This is a genomic window from Tetzosporium hominis, from assembly GCF_002265435.1.
Lineage (GTDB): Bacteria > Bacillota > Bacilli > Bacillales_A > Planococcaceae > Chryseomicrobium > Chryseomicrobium hominis.
In genome coordinates, this window is record NZ_NOKQ01000276.1 from 41363 (window position 1) to 61596 (window position 20234).

17 protein-coding genes and 1 other annotated feature are annotated in these 20234 nt (G+C 42.8%); of the genes, 13 read left to right on the forward strand and 4 right to left on the reverse strand.

The genetic code is table 11. The features are described 5' to 3' along the window. The first annotated feature begins 9 nt into the window (after positions 1-9). The 11 genes from CF394_RS12505 to ccpA all read left to right on the forward strand — a co-directional run bounded on the left by CF394_RS12505 (position 10) and on the right by ccpA (position 10991). Complete coding sequence (locus tag CF394_RS12505; RefSeq protein WP_094944028.1) at positions 10-531, forward strand: DUF84 family protein; 522 nt, start codon at positions 10-12, stop codon at positions 529-531. 60 nt (positions 532-591) lie between these two features. After that, complete coding sequence (locus tag CF394_RS12510; protein ID WP_094944029.1) at positions 592-1116, forward strand: hypothetical protein; 525 nt, start codon at positions 592-594, stop codon at positions 1114-1116. After that, positions 1113-1427: a thioredoxin family protein gene (locus tag CF394_RS12515; RefSeq protein ID WP_094944031.1), complete on the forward strand. Its 315-nt coding sequence runs from the start codon at positions 1113-1115 to the stop codon at positions 1425-1427. Before CF394_RS12510 ends, CF394_RS12515 begins: the two co-directional genes overlap by 4 nt. Positions 1428-1464: 37 nt before the next feature. Beyond that, entirely contained in the window at positions 1465-2274 is an 810-nt protein-coding gene (locus CF394_RS12520; protein WP_094944033.1) for a DUF1444 domain-containing protein, read from the forward strand. Next, positions 2275-2892: a YtpR family tRNA-binding protein gene (ytpR, locus tag CF394_RS12525; RefSeq protein ID WP_094944035.1), complete on the forward strand. Its 618-nt coding sequence runs from the start codon at positions 2275-2277 to the stop codon at positions 2890-2892. Between the two features lie 130 nt (positions 2893-3022). Then, positions 3023-5257: a DNA translocase FtsK gene (locus tag CF394_RS12530; RefSeq protein WP_243370855.1), complete on the forward strand. Its 2235-nt coding sequence runs from the start codon at positions 3023-3025 to the stop codon at positions 5255-5257. A gap of 13 nt (positions 5258-5270) precedes the next feature. Next, positions 5271-6566 (forward strand): UDP-N-acetylmuramate--L-alanine ligase, encoded by a 1296-nt coding sequence (gene murC, locus CF394_RS12535; protein WP_094944038.1) that lies wholly within the window; start codon positions 5271-5273, stop codon positions 6564-6566. Between the two features lie 170 nt (positions 6567-6736). Then, the gene (locus tag CF394_RS12540; protein WP_094944040.1) at positions 6737-7225 is read left to right on the forward strand and encodes a DUF948 domain-containing protein; all 489 of its coding nucleotides are present in this window, start codon (positions 6737-6739) and stop codon (positions 7223-7225) included. Positions 7226-7237: 12 nt separating this feature from the next. Continuing rightward, complete coding sequence (locus CF394_RS12545) at positions 7238-7798, forward strand: YtxH domain-containing protein (RefSeq protein WP_094944041.1); 561 nt, start codon at positions 7238-7240, stop codon at positions 7796-7798. A gap of 172 nt (positions 7799-7970) precedes the next feature. Then, entirely contained in the window at positions 7971-9056 is a 1086-nt protein-coding gene (locus CF394_RS12550; RefSeq protein ID WP_094944043.1) for a bifunctional 3-deoxy-7-phosphoheptulonate synthase/chorismate mutase, read from the forward strand. A gap of 930 nt (positions 9057-9986) precedes the next feature. Further along, the gene (gene ccpA / locus CF394_RS12555; RefSeq protein WP_094944044.1) at positions 9987-10991 is read left to right on the forward strand and encodes a catabolite control protein A; all 1005 of its coding nucleotides are present in this window, start codon (positions 9987-9989) and stop codon (positions 10989-10991) included. Positions 10992-11216: 225 nt separating this feature from the next. On the opposite strand, the gene CF394_RS12560 is transcribed toward ccpA, so the two are convergent. From CF394_RS12560 to CF394_RS12570, 3 genes are read right to left on the reverse strand one after another with little or no spacing between them, the layout of a single operon-like run. Continuing rightward, positions 11217-12407 (reverse strand): acetoin utilization protein AcuC, encoded by a 1191-nt coding sequence (locus tag CF394_RS12560; protein ID WP_094944046.1) that lies wholly within the window; start codon positions 12405-12407, stop codon positions 11217-11219. Next, positions 12383-13024, reverse strand: a complete 642-nt coding sequence (locus tag CF394_RS12565; RefSeq protein WP_094944047.1) for an acetoin utilization AcuB family protein — start codon at positions 13022-13024, stop codon at positions 12383-12385. Before CF394_RS12565 ends, CF394_RS12560 begins: the two co-directional genes overlap by 25 nt. Before the next feature lie 10 nt (positions 13025-13034). After that, positions 13035-13667, reverse strand: coding sequence for a GNAT family N-acetyltransferase (locus tag CF394_RS12570; protein ID WP_094944049.1), 633 nt, complete (start codon positions 13665-13667; stop codon positions 13035-13037). Positions 13668-13812: 145 nt separating this feature from the next. Here CF394_RS12570 and acsA point away from each other — a divergent pair, with 145 nt between their 5' ends. After that, the gene (gene acsA, locus CF394_RS12575) at positions 13813-15531 is read left to right on the forward strand and encodes an acetate--CoA ligase (RefSeq protein ID WP_094944050.1); all 1719 of its coding nucleotides are present in this window, start codon (positions 13813-13815) and stop codon (positions 15529-15531) included. Between the two features lie 50 nt (positions 15532-15581). Here the strand turns inward: acsA and CF394_RS12580 are convergent, their stop codons facing one another. Then, entirely contained in the window at positions 15582-18518 is a 2937-nt protein-coding gene (locus tag CF394_RS12580) for a transglycosylase domain-containing protein (RefSeq protein ID WP_094944052.1), read from the reverse strand. A gap of 100 nt (positions 18519-18618) precedes the next feature. Beyond that, positions 18619-18812, forward strand: a binding site (T-box leader). 57 nt (positions 18813-18869) lie between these two features. Between CF394_RS12580 and tyrS the strand changes: the two genes are divergently transcribed. After that, positions 18870-20138, forward strand: coding sequence for a tyrosine--tRNA ligase (gene tyrS / locus CF394_RS12585; RefSeq protein ID WP_094944053.1), 1269 nt, complete (start codon positions 18870-18872; stop codon positions 20136-20138). The last annotated feature ends 96 nt before the right edge of the window (positions 20139-20234 follow it).

A 20234-nucleotide genomic window follows, 5' to 3' on the forward strand; every position in this document is an offset into this window, starting at 1 on the left:
AGCGATTGGATGAACATAGCAATTGGAACTAAAAACCCCGTAAAGATTCAGGCGGTTAAAAAAGCATTTGAACTGACTCAACTAGAAGCTCTTTTTACTTCGTATGATGTCCCTTCAGAGGTGGCTGCACAACCGATTTCGGATGAAGAGACGAGACTAGGGGCTGTCAATCGTGCGCGCCATGCCCAGCGGAAAGACCATGCAGACGCAGGAATCGGTCTTGAAGGGGGCGTCAAATGGATAGAAGGGACACTGTATCTGTGTAATTGGGGAGCCCTTGTTACATCAGATGGCACTGTTTTTACGGCGATGGGAGCAGGTCTGCCATTGCCTGATGACATTGCAAAAGGAATTGAAGCGGGTAGTGAGCTTGGACCGCTGATGGATCAGTTCACATCACGTACAGGCATTCGCCATGCGGAAGGAGCCATTGGCGTCTTCACTAATAATCTCATTACAAGACAATCCATGTTTGAACACATCGTTTTGCAACTTGTCGGCCAATATATCTTACATAAGTCAGTTAATTGATTGTTTTGCCATAGGAAGGTACAATAGAGGGCAGGGTTAAAGAAGGGAGGCCATTTTTAAATGAAACAAACATGGCGATTTTTACTGATCCCACTGGCTCTTATGCTCGTTCTTGTTGGGTGTGCATCACCTGAAGAGCAAGCTGTTGAAGGCGTTCGACAAGCTGCTGCGCAACTTGAAGAATCTCCAGAGAAGCCAAATGAAAAAATTGGAGACTACTCTGTTTTTCTACCAGGTGGTTATACAGTAGAAGCGGGGTCGGAAGCTCCGAATATTTTACTTAAAAAGGATAACGACACATACGTGTTATTTATAAATGAAAATGAACCAGCAACAAGTCGTTTGTACTACGATTTACTTGTGTCAGATCCATCTAAAGAAATCGTGGAAGAAGAAACAAATGAACTCAGCGACCAATTCGGTTTTGCCGCAGTTGTTGAACATTCTGACGAACAGTTTGAGTTGATCGTCTCTAGAGGTGGCATCAAGCTAACTACAGTGACGGACGACGGCTCGATTGATAAAAAGTTAAATGAGATGATGCAAATCGTTCATTCATTCAAATCTGAGGAGGGCTCCAAATGATCAAGTTGCAATCAAAAGAACAGTTTGAAGAATTGAAACAAGGAAATACGGTTTTCTTGTTTACAGCTGGATGGTGTCCAGATTGTCATTTTATCGATCCATTTATGCCAGAAGTGGAACAAAAATTTGACCACTATACATTCGTCTCAGTAGATCGCGATCAATTTATTGAAATCTGTCAAGAGATGGACGTATTCGGTATTCCAAGCTTCATCGTTTTCGAGCAAGGAAGAGAAACAAAGCGATTTGTAAGCAAAGACCGCAAGACGCAACAACAAATTGAAGAATTTTTAGACGGTTCACTAGCGTGAGCCGTTTCATTTTGATGCTGAGAAAGGAGTGCTTGCTATGAAGCCCTTGCAGCTGATTGCACAACTGAAAGAACAACTTCCTGAGACGGATTATGTCTATTCGTATAATCGGGAAACCAATATTTTAAAATTAACACACCAACGTGTCGGAAGAGCCATCGAAGTAGCTCTTGGTCCGGTCATCGCAAAATATGGTCAAAAACAACAGGCCGCTATTGATGAAGTCGTGTATATGATTCGCGAAACATTTGATGCGATGGAAAGAGAGCAACAGACAGAAGATTATGTAAATCCAGTCATCTATCCAGTGATCCGAGCTACCTCGTTTCCTAGAAAGTCTAAAAGTGGCATTCCGTTTATCACGAAGCCTCACACGGCTGAGACGCGGATTTTTTATGCTCTAGATTTGGGTACAACATACCGTCTAGTTGACGAAGAGTTGTTAAAGAAATTAAACATGACGGAGCAAGAAGTAATGGAGTCCGCACTTTTCCAATTGCGAAAGCTTCCAACTCACTATAAAATAGATGAGGTTGCAGGAAATCAATTTTACTTTTTCAATGCCAAGGATGGTTATGATGCGAGTCGTATCTTAAACGATAAGCTATTGAAAGAGATGCAAGACAAAATCCAAGGTGAAATGACAGTGGCGGTTCCTCATCAAGATGTACTGATTATCGGAGATATTCGAAATGATGCAGGATACGACATTTTGGCACAAATGACAATGCACTTCTTTACTGTCGGCATTGTCCCAGTGACATCCCTGTCCTTTTTATATGAAGACGGTGAGCTAGAACCGATTTTCATCCTTGGAAAACATGCAAACCAAAAGGAGAAGAACTAAATGCGCGTGTATTATAATACCAACGGGATTGGCGACGTCCTTCTTATCGAATTAGGCACAACTACAAACGAAGTCAACTCAGAACGTTTCGGAGATGTAAAGCTCGTTACGGATGCGGAAACAAATGAAGCGATGGCATGCAATATTTTTTGCTTCTCGAACTATGAAAAGATTCAAGAAAATGGTGTTGTTGAACTGACACCAGAACTAATCGAAAAACTTCAACAGATTTTAGATCAGAATGACGTGCCACTTGAATTGCATGCAGACTTTTCACCAAAATTTGTAGTAGGTTTTGTTAAAGAACTACAGCCACACCCTGACGCGGACAAACTGCGCGTAGCTACAGTAAATGTTGGAGACGAAGAGCTTCAAATCGTTTGTGGCGCTCCAAATATTGAACAAGGCCAACATGTAGTCGTAGCGAAAGTGGGAGCAACGATGCCATCTGGTCTCGAAATCAAAGACGCAGTCCTTCGTGGAGTTCCGTCATCAGGGATGATTTGCTCAGCAAAAGAGCTAGACCTTCCTAATGCACCACAAGAAAAAGGCATTTTGGTCTTGGATTCTTCATCAGAACCAGGAGCACCTTTTGAAGCTTCACAAGTCGAATTGTAAGAGCATGCCTCCGGGTATGCTTTTTTTCTTTGCCTATCTAGGAAAATCGAAGCGTTTCGTATACGAAATTCCTACAGACGTATAGCGTTTTTCTTGCTAAAATGAAGAGATAGAAAGGATGAACTACCGTATGGATTGGATAAAGCGATTCTTTCGCCAAGAACAAGAGATAGAGGACATCGAGGAATCATCCTTTGAAGAAGTTGTAGAAACGAAACAACCACCGTTTCGGTTTCCTCTTATTTCGGATGAAGAAAAGAATCTCCTACTAAATAAACAGACGAGCCCTTCTTATGAAGACTATAGCTATGAAGAGCCATCTTATATACGTCAACAACCAAGACGGGAATCAACGAAACAAAAACCTGCTACTCAACCAACCAAAGCAGTACCAAAAAAGGAAGAGTCACGACCAATCGTCCGCTCCTCCAAGCGCTATGTTCCTTCTGTAGTACCGTCGCCTGTGTTCGGATTGAAGACAGAGCAGGAATCTATAGGAAGCATATCGCGTACCATGAGAACTTCCCATTACGACTGGTCAACAGCAGTAGTTGAAGAAAACGAAGCAATTAGTGAAACACCCGAAGAAGTGAAGGTTCTAGAAGAAGTAAGCGTAGTAGAGGAATTGCATGTCGCTTCTGAAGTAGCGGTTACAGAAGAACTCAATGTTACAGAGGAAGTCCTTATACCAGATGAGAAATTTGAAGAGGACATCGAACATCCTGCTGAAGAGGAAACAAGCGATTTAACTCCATCACAGTCTATCATAGATAGCGAGTCTCCAGTTGAAGAGGTTGTTGAACAACCGAAAGAAAAGATCAAACCTTTCAATGTCTTGATGCTGACTTCTGATAAACGAAAACTGCAGCAAAAAGAAGCGCCGCAACAAATGAAGACGGAAGTAACAAAAGTAGAACCACCAAAAGTAGAACCACTTAAGACGGAACAGCCTGTAGCGCACTATGCGATGCCTAATGCCAATTTCCTTCACGCCCCCGTACATAAATCGGATGATCAAGAATGGATGGACCAGCAAGCAGAGCATCTTGTTGAAGCACTTGCCCATTTCCAAATTCAATCTGAAGTCCTGTCAATTGTACAAGGCCCAGCTGTGACTCAGTTTGAGTTAACTGTAGGACAAGGGACGAAAGTTAGTAAAATTCGCAACTTGACGGATGACTTGAAACTGGCGCTAGCTGCAAAAGATATTCGCATTCAAGCACCAATTCCTGGTCGTCGATCAATTGGTATTGAGATTCCTAACCGCACATCGCGTGCAGTGCAGTTGTCGGAAGTGATTGAAGCTCCTGCCTTTAAGCAAGCGGAATCACCACTTGAAGTAGCCATGGGACTTGACCTTCATGGACAACCGGTGACAATGGATCTCCGAAAGATGCCTCACGGGTTGATTGCGGGAGCGACGGGATCGGGGAAATCAGTATTTATTAACTCACTTTTAATTAGTTTGTTATATAAAGCTTCGCCACAAGATGTAAAGCTTTTATTGATTGATCCAAAAGTGGTCGAACTAGCACCATTCAATCATATTCCTCATCTCATCAGTCCTGTCATCACGGACGTCAAGGCAGCAGCGGCTGCTCTAAAATGGGCTGTAGAAGAAATGGAACGCCGTTATCAACTATTTGCACATGCTGCCGTTCGAGACATTGGAAGATTTAATCAACAAGCGGTTCAAGCTAGAGAGTTTTCAAAAAAACTTCCATACATCGTTATTGTTATCGATGAGCTGGCAGATATGATGATGGCAGCTCCACAAGATGTGGAGGATTCTATTTGCCGTATTGCACAAAAAGCACGCGCATGTGGAATCCATTTAGTGCTTGCCACACAACGCCCAAGTGTGGATGTCATCACTGGACTAATTAAATCCAATGTGCCGACTCGCATTGCGTTTTCCGTTTCCTCTCAGATTGATTCGCGCACGATTTTGGATCAGCAAGGTGCAGAACGGCTACTCGGAAAAGGGGACATGCTGTATCTTGGAAGCGGCATGGCGAGCCCTGTTCGAATTCAAGGAACATTTGTGTCCGATGATGAAATCGACCGAATCATTGAGCATGCACGCTCTCAAGGAGAGCCTGATTATATCTTCAAGCAAGAAGACTTGATTGTCCGCGCAGTTGAAGTGGAAGAGCAAGATGAAATGTTCGAAGAAGCCTGTCGCTTTGTCATTGAACATGGCGCTGCATCGACCTCTTTGTTGCAGAGAAAGTTCCATTTGGGCTATAATCGAGCAGCACGCCTGATGGATTCGATGGAAACAGCAGGCATCATTTCAGGCCAAAATGGCAGCAAACCACGTGAAGTACTCGTATCAGAAGAGTTTTTACAGGAGATTTTGTGAGGAGGAACTTAAGGTGACAACCTATCATTTTACAGGGATTAAAGGGTCGGGCATGAGTTCGTTAGCTCAGATTCTTCACGATGTTGGACATACAGTACAAGGTTCAGATAAAGCAGAGTTTTTCTTTACTGAGAAACCTCTTCATGAGCGAGGAATTTCCGTTTATGAATTTGGTCAAGCAGAACTTACAAAAGATATGATCGTTATTGCAGGGAATGCGTATCCAGACAGCCACCCAGAGCTTGAACAGGCACGCGCGGCGGGAGCAGAGATTATTCGCTATCATACATTCCTAGGGGACTATATGAGTCACTTTACGTCTGTAGCGGTGACAGGTGCTCACGGAAAGACCTCTACAACAGGTCTACTTTCTCATGTATTGAATGTCTACTCTCCAACTTCTTATTTAATTGGAGACGGTACAGGAAATGGACAAGCAAGTGCTGAAAACTTTGTCTTTGAAGCATGCGAATATCGTCGTCATTTCTTGGCTTATCATCCAGACTATGCGGTGATGACAAACATCGATTTTGATCATCCTGATTATTTTAAAAGTAAAGAAGATGTGTTCTCTGCGTTCCAAGAGATGGCAAGTCAAGTCAAAAAAGCTATCTTTGCCTGTGGAGACGATGAAGATCTATTGAAAATCACGGCATCTGTACCCGTAATCTACTATGGACTCGAGAGCGGAAACGACTTCCAAGCAACGGCTATTGAAAAATCGGCTAAAGGAACTTCGTTTGATGTGATGATTCGAGATGAATTTTATCACCGCTTCTATATTCCAATGTACGGCGATCACACGATTCAAAATGCATTAGCGGTTATTGCGCTATGTCACTTTGAAGGGATTCCTGCAGAAGCAGTTGCAGAGGGTCTTTCTACGTTCTCTGGAGTGAAACGTCGCTTCACTGAAACAGTTAAGGACTCGCGTGTGTTAATTGACGATTATGCGCATCATCCAACGGAAATTAAGGCAACGATTCAATCAGCTCGTCAAAAATATCCAAACAAAGAAGTCGTTGCGGTTTTCCAACCACATACATTCTCAAGAACAGAGAAATTTTTAGATGAGTTCGCTGCATCACTTTCACAAGCGGACACGGTCTATCTATGTGAAATCTTCGCTTCTGCTCGTGAAGCATCTGGTGAACTCACTATTAATGATTTACAAAAATTAATTCCTTCTAGTCAAGTTATTTCAGAGAATGACGTATCACCTCTACTTAAACATGAGGACGCAGTATTCTTATTCATGGGAGCAGGGGACGTTCAGAAGTTCCAAGCTGCATTTGAAAAATTAGTTTAATCCTTATGAAACCAGCCGAAACTGCTCGGCTGGTTTATTTTTACTTGAAAAGGAGATTCCATTAAAGCGATAATAAGAACATGGTAAAAAAGGAGCAGACGAGTTTAGCGTCCCTAGTTTGGGGTATAATGAACTAGCACTGCTTGAATTAAGTGAAGGAGGAAGAGTAGATGGAAAACTTATTGTACATAGCTGCCATCATTGCAGCAGTCGGTTTTCTAGTTCTATGTGTCAGCTTAGCCATCACATTTTTCTCTGTGAAAAAAACATTGGCAAACGTAGCTGTAACTGTAGAACATTTAGATGCCAATCTGCAAGACATGACGAAAGAGACGGCATTGCTATTACACAAAACAAACGCTTTAACGGAGGATATTCAGTACAAATCTTCCCAATTGAATGGCTTAGTAACTTCAGTGAAAGGTTTTGGAGATACGGTCAATCAATTTAATTCCTCCATGCAACGTATTACAAGTTCGGTTACAAACGAAGTAGAAAAGAACGAAGACAAGATTGCTCAAGTTGTTCAATGGAGTAACGTGGTACTTGGCATCCGGGACCAGTGGAAAGAGCGTAAATCTCTCGAAGAAGCTGGCTACTACACGTACAAGGCCAAACAAACGAAAAAAGAAGATCCAACCTACCAATCAAATTTATAGGAGGAACTTATAATGACAAACTACTCAAACAAACCAAGTTACGGAGAAAGCCGTAAAAACTCTGAATACTATGATCACGAAGCTTCATATGCAACTCAAGGAGAAACATTCTATGCTCCACAAAATTACATGGCGCATGAAGATATCTACCGTGAAGATTCAGCGAGCAAAGATTTCTTGTTAGGTGCTTTAGTAGGTGGAATCATTGGGGCTGCTACTGCTCTTTTATTAGCTCCTAAGAGCGGAACAGAACTACGTGGTACATTATCTGAGCAAGCTACAACATTAAAAGAAAAATCTGCGGAGCTTTCTCAAACAGCAAAAGATAAAACAAATGTAATCTCGAAAAAGGTTTCGGATTCTTCTAATCAGCTGCTTAGCAAAGTGAAGAAGAACCAAACACCTCCAATGGATGACGGAACTGTTTCATCTGAGGGAGAAGAAGAGATGGACGTGCTAGAGACAGTATCAAACTCTGTAGAAGATACATCTTCTGATACTGCTGTTGGTGAAGCTTTCACGGAAGCTTTGAAAGATAACGATGAATCAACAGATTCTACAACTAAAAACTAATTGTTAATACAGGCGCCCTAGAGGGCGTCTTTTATTTTGTAAAACTTTAGCGAGTTGAAGCGTTAAATCATTTTTCGTGACTTTTCATCTCTACTTCCTTATAATAGACAGTATCTCGAAAATGAAGTACAATTTTCAGAAATTCAACGAACACCAGGAGAGGAGTAATACCATGAGTCAATCAGAGCTAGAAACATTACGCAGCCGCGTAGATGACTTAAACATTGAAATTCTAAAGTTGATCAATGAACGTGCTACAGTCGTTCAAGAAATCGGCCGAGTTAAAGAAAAATCAGGTGTGAACCGTTATGATCCATTACGGGAGCGCACCATGTTAGATTTATTAAAAGAATCAAACCAAGGTCCTCTCCCACAATCAACGGTTGAACATATTTTTAAAGAAATCTTTAAAACAGCACTTGAACTTCAAGTGGATGACCAGAAGAAAGCACTTCTTGTTTCTCGTAAGAAGAAACCTGAAAATACTATTGTAACAGTAAATGGAGAACCTATCGGACAAGGGAAACCTTCTTTCGTATTTGGTCCTTGTGCTGTTGAGTCCTACACACAAGTTGCAGAAGTCGCAGCTGCGATTCAAGCTAAAGGTTTGAAACTCATTCGAGGTGGCGCTTATAAACCGCGTACATCGCCATACGACTTCCAAGGTCTTGGGTTAGATGGTTTGAAAATCTTAAAGCAAATCTCTGATGAGTTTGGTTTAGGAGTTGTATCCGAAATCGTGACTCCGGGTCACTTAGATGAAGCACTTGACCACATCGATGTAATTCAAGTCGGTGCTCGCAATATGCAAAACTTCGAATTATTAAAAGCTGTCGGTTCAGTAGACAAGCCGGTATTATTAAAACGCGGTATTGCTGCGACTCTTGATGAATTTATTCATGCAGCCGAGTACATCATGTCACAAGGTAATAATCAAATCATTCTTTGTGAGCGTGGAATCCGTACTTACGAAAGAGCAACTCGTAATACTTTAGATATTTCAGCTGTACCAATCTTGAAACAAGAGACACATTTACCTGTATTCGTCGATGTAACGCATTCCACAGGACGTCGTGACATCTTGTTACCTGCAGCTAAAGCAGCGTTAGCAATTGGCGCTGACGGAGTTATGGCAGAGGTCCACCCGGATCCAGCTGTGGCACTTTCTGACCAAGCACAACAAATGAACTTAAAGCAATTCGACGAGTTCTACGATTCGATTCAAACGTTTATGAAATCTCACGAAATCCATGCTTAATCACAGCACCCTTCGGGGTGTTTTTTTAGTAGATTTTTCTAGAAAGGTAGTTGGCAACTGGTGGGCTCCTTGAAGAAGCGAGTATTGGTTTCCATAAAACGAGGAATGTAATAATGGGAACCGCTAATGTCATAGTGGAGTGAATTAATGTTGGAGTGGAAGCAACTAATGTCATAATGAGAGCATTTAATGTAATAATCACCCGACTAAAGCATTTCTGAGCGAACGCGTTTCACATCTAAACGTAATCGAGTTGCGAACTTCATCTGAGAAGCCTTTTTGCTGAGAGTGCTTTGAAAAGAGACGCTTATCTGTGGGAGCGGCCATCAGAATCCTATCTTAGTGTAGCTAGTTTCACCTGAGAAGCCCCTTTCCAAGGGGAGAACCTCGAAGCCTCCTCGTCGTGAACAAAGCTTCGCTTTACTCCTGCGGGGTCTCCGAGAACCTCTTGATACCCTGGGAAAGTGGCATCTCAGGTTCAAAAATATCTAGCATCAGATCACATAACAGGTTTCGAATTGCAAGAAGCGTATAAGCGTGCCATAGATCTTGGGGCTGTTTCCTGAAGGATCAGGTCGATGCCGGATATCACTCGTGTCGCTTCACCCGTGATGCGATTGGGAAGATTCGGCGCGGCCCTTTTGGAAACAGCCCCAAGTCAGGCACGATTTTAGCATTAAAGCGGCTTTCTAGACATCTAACGTAATCGAGTTGCGAACGCCAGAAATCCCCGTAAAAATTGTTCGCATCCATAGAGGCAAAATGCGCCTCTACGGACACGCCCAATTTTCACAAGATTTCTTAAGCGGCGTTCTCCACATCTAAAAGTTACAATGATTTCCTTTCATAAAATGACATGATTTTTAACGTTTTCCGTTCAAAAGTATTGTATACTAAGTAAAATAGTACGAGTTGAAGGGGAGAATCCACATGACTGTAACCATTTATGATGTAGCCAGAGAAGCCAATGTCTCGATGGCAACGGTGTCACGTGTCGTGAACGGCAATCAAAATGTAAAGCCAGCTACACGGCAGAAAGTACTGGCTGTCATTGAACGACTTGATTACCGACCAAATGCTGTAGCAAGAGGATTAGCTAGTAAAAAGACAAAAACCGTAGGAGTTATTATTCCAGATATCTCTAACGTGTTCTACGCAGAATTAGTTCGGGGTATTGAAGATATCGCAACGATGTACCGCTATAATATTATTCTCACAAATTCTGATCAACAACCTCAAAAAGAAGCTCAGTTACTCTCCACGCTTCTCAGCAAGCAAGTAGACGGGGTTGTATTGATGAGTGACCAATTGTCTGATGGATTGCGAGACGAAATGAAACGCTCTTCCATTCCAATTGTGCTTGCAGGAACGCTAGATCAAGCTACAGACACACCTTCAGTAAATATTGAGTACCATCAAGCCGCTATACAAGCTGTCGAGCGCTTGATCCAAAATGGACATGAACGTATCGCTTATGTGACGGGCTCACTCAAATCTTCAATTAATCGCCTGCACAAACTTACAGGTTACGAGAAAGCGCTGGATGCTGCTAATTTAGAAGTTGACTCCGACCTCATTGTAGAAGTCGACAATACATACGAGGAAGGAATTCGAGCATTTAACCAGTTACAAGGACTGAAAAATCCACCAACAGCTTATTTTGCTGGAAACGATGAGATTGCAATCGGTATCTTGCAGGGAGCGAAAGATGCAAACCTTGATGTACCAGGCGATATCGAAATCATCAGTTTTGAAGATTCGAAGCTCACACGTATGGTGCGTCCACAGCTGACGAGTATTGCGATGCCACTTTATGATATCGGTGCGGTCTCTATGCGTCTACTTACGAAGTTCATGAATAATGAAAAAGTAGAAGAGAATAGCGTTATCCTGCCTTACCGTTTAGAAGAAAGACAATCTGTTAAGCAGCAGTAATACAAAAAGAGGCTGGGACAAATCCCAGTAAAGGGAGTTTCTCGTTATATGAGAAACTCCCTTTTGTATGTTCTATTGTGTGTAGGGGAAGCGTTCCGCGGGCGCGGGCTGAGCCAAGGTCTCAGCTTCCGCTTGTAATCCCGCTGGAGTCACCCCTACACACTTTTAATTTTGTAACCTTTAACTTCATTTTTATAATTAAATAAGTTATGTCCCAGCCTCTTTCTATGTCGAAAGCTTTCGCTCGTTTCGGATGATGTACAACGCTTTTTCTAGCATCTGTTGATTCTTATCTGTGATCTCCGCTTTTCTAGGAATCGCTTCGTAAAGCGGTTGTGGGTCTTCCCAAGTAGGAATGAGTGGAACGGGACTTTCTTCTTTCCACCGGTCTAGCCAGTCCTGAGGAAGTGAGCCGTGAGGGAGTGGTTGATTGGTCATCTCGAGCCAAATTAACGACCAAGCTCTTGGCACCACTCGCCAAATGTCATACCCTCCGCCACCAACGGCAATCCAGCGTCCTTCGCAGTACTCATGAGCGAGCTCGTGAGCCAGTTTTGGAATCTCTTTATAGATCTCCATAGAACCATACAAATGTGTAAGAGGATCAAAATAGTGGGCATCTGCGCCGTTTTGAGTCAAAATGACATCCGGCTTGAAATGCTCGACGATTTCTCGAAAAGCCGTTCGGTAAATTTCTAAAAACGACTCATCTTCCGTAAATGCATCGATAGGAAAGTTAAATGATGTCCCGTATCCTTCACCAGAACCTCGTTCGGTTATATTACCGGTACCAGGGAAGAGGTAGCGACCGGTTTCGTGGATTGAGATCGTGCATACATTTGGATCATCATAAAAACACCACTGTACCCCATCGCCATGGTGGGCGTCTGTATCGATATATAAGACCCGAGCATTGTATTTCTCCTGCATGTACCGAATAGCTACAGAGCTATCATTGTAAACACAAAAACCCGAAGCTTTTCCTCTGAATCCGTGATGCAAGCCACCGCCAAGATTCAACGCGTGTTTTGCCTTGCCTTCCATTACATAATCCACAGCAGCGAGTGTACTGCCCACTAAACGCGCACTAGCTTCGTGCATGCCAGCGAATAGGGGAGTGTCTTCTGTTCCGATTCCGTAAGCTTCAAAGTCATCCGGATTGCAGTCGGGGAGAGAGGCTCTCTTAACAGCTTCTATGTACCGCCGATCATGAGCAAGCTCGAGCTCTTCATCTGTTGCTATGCGAGGCGAGACCACACATTCTTTTGAAAGCGCATTCATTTTTTCGAGCAGGTCGACTGTCAACGTAAGTCGTTTTTGGTTAAATGGATGCGTCTCGGAAAACCGGTACCCCAATTGGTCTTCAGAATAAACAAAAACAGAGTCACATGTTACAGTGTCGGCTGACTTGGCCATAAGACGTCAAACCCTTCTTTTTCAAGTGCGGAAACGAGTTTTAGGGGATTAATCGTTTTCACACGGATGACCAACACTTTGTAAGTCTCGTCTTTTTTGTCTGGATAGACGAGGACAGAAAGGACGTTCACTTTGTGTTGATAAAATACTTTGGAGACTTCGTACAAGACACCGGATTTATTAGGAACCCGGATTTCAATCTGTGAGCCAGGTTGCGTAACTCCCGTCAGTTCAATGAATTTATACAGCATGTCCGACTCTGTGATCATCCCTACCAGCTTTCCTTTGCTTACAATGGGTAAACATCCGATTCGGTTGTCATAAAAGATAGTAGCTGTTTCTTCTACGAAATCTAGGGGATGGCCCGTAATCGGATTTTTTGTCATGATTCGCTCGATAGGAGTGTCAAGTACGCTGTAGTCATCAGATTCAAGTAAATTGGACGGAGTTGCTTGTTTAATATCTCGATCGGTGATGACACCAACTACTTTTCGCTGTTCGTTAATCACGGCGATATGACGAATCTTCTTTTCTCTAAGTGTAGCAGCTGCTTCCCGTAACGTCTGGGTAGGGTACAAGGTGGCAACGTCTGGATTCATAATTTCTTCAATTAACATGAGGTCCCTCCTAATACATAAAGCGGTTCATGAAACGTAGTTGATCAAACTGTTGAATGGATTCCGAATCGACCCGTGTCCCGATACGAGCCATTAAACAATTGGCAGGATGGGAACTAATTTCTGGGTCGTCTGTCGCAAAATATTCGAGACCGCCGGCATTCATCATTTTTTCCATCACTTTGCGGTACTCCCATACATTGAGTCCGGTTCCTTTTAAGTCCCAGTGCCAGTAATACTCGGTCGTTATGACAATGTAGTCGTTCATAGCATCATCCATCATCGAAACTTTCAATAAGCTCTTTCCAACACCACTACCGCGGTACTTTGGAATGACTTCAATAGCACCTAACTCAATCAAGTTTTCCATATTGCCTTTAGACCATCGCTCTAAAGGATCCGGATGTAAGAATGTCGCATAACCTACAATAGTAGTTTGTTCGCGAGCAATAATTAAGCGCCCTTCAGGTAACTTGGCAATATCGATAATGGCTTTGTGCTGCTGCTCAGGCACTCGAAATGCGGTTAAATCTTCATGAAACTGAAGAGCGGCGATTTCTTCACTAGGTACAGGTCCTTCTACAATGACTGTCCCGTGTTTAGTTTTGACTTCAATGGCATTGTAAGTCTTCTTGTGAATCACATGCACACCACCTTTGTTATACTCTTTTTCATTATACCGTAAAGTATTTACAATGTGTGCGCTTTCAAGAAACATTCAGAATAGTTGTACAAACGAAATAACTTTAGGTAAAATAAGGGGGTACTTACATAGAAGGGGTGACGATATGAAACTTGAAACACTACCAGCAGTCCAAGGAGACTACAATCTCTCCGATTACGAGGGATTCTCAAAAGACTTTGCGTGGGATCAGGCATCGGAAGTCTTCGATTGGCACAAGACAGGAAAACTAAATATTGTGCACGAAGCAATCGATCGACACGCTCGTTCCCAAAACAAAAACAAAGTGGCTCTTTACTATCAGGATGGGACCCGTAAAGAAAGCTATACATTTTATGAGATGATGCGCAACGTCAATCGTGCTGCAAATACATTATCCAAAAATTCATCTCTTGAAAAAGGAGACCGCATGTTTATTTTCATGCCACGTTCTCCAGAACTTTATTTTGCACTACTTGGGGCATTGAAGATGGGGGTCATAGTAGGGCCACTTTTCGAAGCTTTCATGGAAGGTGCAGTCTATGATCGTTTAGATGACAGCGATGCAAAAGTACTTGTGACAACTCCTGAATTGCTGTCACGAGTTCCAGTAGACAAGTTACCAAAACTTGAAACTATTTTCTTGGTTGGAGAATATGACAATTACGACGACAAATACGTGGATTTTGAGGCCGGCTTAAAAGAAGCTAGCGACTCATTTGAAACCGTTTGGGTAGACAAGGAAGACGGACTGGTCCTACATTACACTTCAGGATCAACTGGAAAACCGAAAGGAATTCTTCATGTCCATGGTGCGATGGTGCAACATTACCATACGATGAAATGGGTAATGGATATTCGAGATACTGACATCTATTGGTGTACAGCGGATCCAGGCTGGGTGACGGGAACAGTTTATGGTGTGTTCGGACCTTGGTTGACAGGAACTACCTCACTCATCTTAGGAGGCCGTTTTTCACCAGATGCTTGGTACAAGGCGATTGAAGACTATGGAGTGACAGTTTGGTATAGTGCTCCTACAGCGTTCCGAATGTTGATGGGCGCTGGAGACAACCTGGTCAAAGACTACAATTTATCGACGCTTCGTCATTTATTGTCAGTAGGGGAACCATTGAATCCAGAAGTCGTGAAGTGGGGAATGCAAGTCTTTGGACTGCGAATTCATGATACTTGGTGGATGACAGAAACAGGTGGACAGATGATCTGTAACTATCCGACGATGGCAATCAAACCAGGATCCATGGGGAAACCGATTCCGGGTGTGTATGCCGCTATCATCGATAACGAAGGAAAAGAAGTACCACCACTCACAATGGGCAACTTGGCCATCAAAAAAGGCTGGCCTTCGATGATGCGTGAGGTATGGAACAATAAAGAAAAGTATGAGTCATACTTCATGAATGACGAATGGTATTTCTCAGGAGATTCAGCCTACATGGATGAAGACGGGTATTTCTGGTTCCAAGGTCGTGTCGATGACGTCATCATGACGTCAGGAGAGCGTGTAGGACCATTTGAAGTAGAAAGCAAACTGATTGAACATCCAGCAGTTATGGAAGCTGGAGTCATTGGAAAGCCAGACCCTGTTCGGGGCGAAATTATTAAGGCGTTCATTGCTTTAAATGATGGCTATGAGGAGTCCGATGAATTGATTGCAGAAATTCAACAATTTGTGAAAAAAGGACTGGCTGCTCATGCAGCTCCACGAGAAATTGAATTTAAGGAAAAACTTCCGAAGACGCGTAGCGGAAAGATCATGCGTCGCGTGCTGAAGGCTTGGGAACTCAACTTGCCGACAGGTGATTTATCAACAATGGAAGACTAATAAAAAAACAGTACGCTGAATTTTCTCAGCGTACTGTTTTTTTATATAGGTTATTCTTCACCGTCATCGGTGCCTGGATCTGTAGGATCTGTCGGTTCAACTGGATCCGTTGGCTCTTCATCTCCGCCACCGTTGTCACCACCGCCAGAATTTCCTCCGCCATCTCCACCACCAGAATTATTTCCTCCAGAATTGCCACCGCCAGAAGCAGGTGGTTTTGGTTCTGGTTTCGGCTCAGGACGTTCTCGTGTGATCACATTAGATGGTGCAGATATCTTACCAGTAATGTCTACTGCACGCACAGAATAATTTCCATAACCACCTAGTACATAACGATTTTCACTAGCTTGTGGGATGGCTGCAATTCGTGTATCACCTTGGTAAATATAATACCCTACGACATCAGCTGAGCCTGAATTGGTCCACGTCATAACACTGTTTGCTACTGCAGCAGAAACTCCAGAAGGAGCCACTCCATCTGCATTAAATACATCTTCAGATACTACATTTGATGCAAAGCCGGAGTTCTCTGGGAACAGTTTGCTTGCATTTCCGCCAAAGTTACCTAGCATGCGATCAATGAACGACTCACTTACTCCGAATCCACCCTTAACAACAAATTCAGCAGGTGTTGAGTCAAGTGCGCGGTAGCGATTGCCATTAATGGTTACATAAGACGAGCTTACTAAACTATCATCTGGTTTCGTAGGCAAGAATGTTGCTGCATTAAACAAGTCAGATTTTACGAGACCTGCATTCGAACAAGCAGTAGACGGTGCCAAACCTGAAATACCACAGAATGAGCGCTCTACTACACCTTCAGGACGTTGGAACGTCTTGTTTGGTGCTGCAATTAACTCTGGGTTAACGTCATACATGCCATTCATAAGATTCGCCCAAAGTGTATTCGAGCGCACACTTGGATGTCCATACGTATTGTTCATATAGAAGAGGGTGTTGTCACCCGCTTTAAAGTTGTAGTTGTCATACCCAAGCCATACGCTAAGTGTGACGTTTGGATTGTAACCGATCAACCAAGCATCTTTATGGTCCTGAGTTGTCCCTGTCTTACCGGCAATATCAGAACTGAATTTCAAGCGTGAATTTGCGACTGTTGCTGTTCCTTCGTCAAATACATCGCGCATAATATCATTCATGATATAAGCAGTAGCAGGGCTGAACACTTGTACAGGTTCTGCCTTGTGTTCATATACGATATTCCCATCTACATCTTCAATCTTTTCGATTAAATAAGCATCTACAAAGGATCCATTGTTCGCAAACATCGCGAAGGCGTTTGTATTTTCTTCAATAGTGACACCTTTACTTGTTCCACCGATAGAAAGGGAAAGGTTGCTGTTCTCCTTATCTTCGACACTATCGAAGCCCATTTTATGAAGAAAATCGATAGGTTTACGTTCACGTATCGTGTCATATAAACGGATCGCTGTTAAATTTTGAGACGTTGTCAGGGCGCTACGAAGCGAAATGATTCCCTTTTCTTGGTTTGGATTGTAGTTCTCTGGTGACCATCCTGAGTTAGACGCATCCGTGAATGAGAACTCTACATCGACTACTGGAGTACCAGCGCCAGCTACACCATATTCAATTGCTGGTGCATAGACCATCAGCGGTTTGAACGTTGAACCAGGAGAGCGGTAAGCTTGTGTCGAGTGATTTAGAGCTTCAATATTGTGATCACGACCACCCATGAATGCAAGAATACGTCCGGTTTGATTTTCAAGTAACATACCACCAACTTGCACGGGTTCTTCTACTTTTTCAATCTCACCTGTCTCGGAATTCTTTACTTCTTTCACACGAGTATAGCCGTACATGTCATAGTTTGATTTGATTTCTTCCATTTTGCGCATCAATTTCTCATCAATTGTCGTGTGGATGCGGTATCCACCTGTTGCGATTTCTTGACGTGCCAATTGACGGTACTCATTACGAAGTGAAGAATCTCCATCGATTCGCTTTGGATCTAATCCATCACGTTCAGCCAAAACTTTGGCCATAATCGTAGTGACGCGTTCTTCTACTTCAATTGTTAGCCAAGGAAGATCTTCATAAGTCGATGCTTCACGAGGTTTAAAGTCTTTTGTGATGTCATAAGCAAGAGCTTCTTGATACTCAGCTTCTGTGATGTAACCCGTCTCATTCATACGGAAAAGAACAGTTTTCATCCGGTCGATTCCTGGCGCGAGTCCTTCCGCGTCCTTCAATTCACCTTTACTAGTAAATGGAGTATAACGGTAGGGAGCTTGAGGAATTCCCGCAATATAAGCGGACTGAGCTAAGTTTAAATCTTTAGCTTCTACACCAAAAATTCCTTGTGCAGCTGTTTCAATCCCTGCTATATTACGCCCACTTGAATTTCGTCCATAAGGGATGATGTTGAGGTAGGCTTCTAAGATTTCTTCTTTATCCATATATTCTTCTAAACGCATCGCAAGGAGAATTTCTTTTGCCTTACGAGAATAGGAGACTTCATTTGTTAGAATCTGATTTTTGATGATTTGTTGCGTTAATGTAGAACCACCAGTTTGTGTGTCTGCATTTGTAATATCTTGTAGCAGTCCACGGAAGATCGCTTTTGGTACAATCCCGTCATGTACTTCAAAATATTCATCTTCAGTAGCGAACACAGCATTTAATACATTGTCTGAGACAGCATCAAGTTTCGTTTCTGTACGCTCCAGATCCGTTCTCATTTTTCCAAAGTAATTATTGTCTTTGAAATAAATCTCTGAGGTCTCTTCGTATGTGAAGACCGCATTGCGCATTTGTTCAGCAGAACGCAACGGTTCATCTTTTACAAGCGCTGCAAAATAGCCAGCTCCGACAGATGCGCCAAAGGCTCCCAGGACCACAAACACAACTAATAAAATCAGTGCTAAGTTCCAAAAAACACTTCCTGTAATACGTAATGCCTTGGCCCATTTTGAACGGGTCCAACTATCTAATCGTTCCTTCCAGTTCAAGGTCGTGCACCCCCTAAAATATCACTTTATTATAGCATAATAGGCACCCCAAGTTCGATAGTTATTGACAACTTCTGTGAAATGAGTAAAATAGGTATATATTTAAGCGATGAGTAAATACGAGTAGCTTATGGTCAATGCCATTAGAAATCTGGTGGGTGCTGCAAACCAGACATTGCCATGCGTGAAGTACAGTTTAGGAGCTTAACGTAAGACGGCGTTAACGTCATACGAGTGAGAAGGAGATAGCTCCTTTCTAAACTGGGTGGTACCGCGCGTATTCGCGTCCCTGCATCTTTTGAGATGTAGGGACTTTTTTATTGCGAAAATTCAGATTGAGGAGGAAATAAGATGTCGAAACAACTTTTAGAAGATTTAAGCTGGAGAGGCTTGTTGTATCAACAGACTGACGAAGAGGGGATGACTGCACTTCTCGATAAAGAAAAAGTAGCCCTTTACTGTGGAGTGGATCCGACAGCAGACAGCATGCATATTGGCCATATCGTTCCATTACTTACTTTGCGTCGTTTCCAAATGCACGGGCATCAACCGATCTTGTTAGTAGGTGGTGCGACTGGAACTATTGGAGATCCATCCGGTCGTTCAGAAGAACGCCAACTTCAAAGCATGGAGCAAGTGGACCAAAACGTTGCTGCAATTACAGAGCAAATGAAGCGCATCTTTGATTTCGAAGCAGACAACGGTGCAAAGATGGTCAACAATAAAGACTGGATCAGTAATATGACTATCATCGACTTCCTACGTGACTATGGGAAACTGGTGAACATCAACTACTTGTTAGGCAAAGACTCCATCTCAAGTCGTTTGGACACAGGTCTTTCGTTTACAGAGTTTGCTTACACTTTAATTCAAGGAATTGACTTCAACCATCTATACGACCACCACAACTGCCGCGTTCAAATCGGAGGATCTGATCAGTGGGGCAACATCACAACAGGTCTTGAGATGATTCGCAAGACGCACGACGAAGAAGCAAAAGCATTTGGAATCACGATTCCTCTTGTGACAAAAGCCGACGGGACGAAGTTTGGCAAAACAGCGGGAGGAGCAGTATGGTTAGATGCTGAAAAAACGACGCCGTATGAATTCTTCCAGTTCTGGATCAATACAGCAGATGCGGACGTCATCAAATATTTGAAGATTTTTACTTTCGTAAGTCGTGAAGAAATCGAAGCGCTTGAAAAAGCAGTACAAGAGCAACCACATCTACGTGAAGCACAAAAACGTCTTGCTAAAGAAATGACGGAGTTGATCCATGGAGTCGAGGCGCATGAGCAGGCTGTTCGAATCTCCCAAGCTTTATTCAGTGGGAACTTGAAAGAATTGACTGTATCTGAAATGAAAGATGCATTTAAAGATGTGCCGACATCTGAAGTACCAAAACAAGATGCAAATATTGTAGATTTATTAGTGGAAGCTGCAGTTTCTCCATCCAAGCGTCAAGCCCGTGAAGATGTAACAAATGGAGCGATTTCCATCAATGGGGAAAAAGTAACAGACGTAGCCTACACAGTCACTGGGACTGACCGTCTAGACGATCAATTTATGATTGTGAGAAGAGGAAAGAAAAACTATAGAATGATACAATTTTTACAATAGATGGTATTAAAAATTGTTGAAAAAAATCAATATTAACTAATTTTTTGTTATGGGATTGTGGTACACTAGCATATATATATGAACCTATGCAAGGAG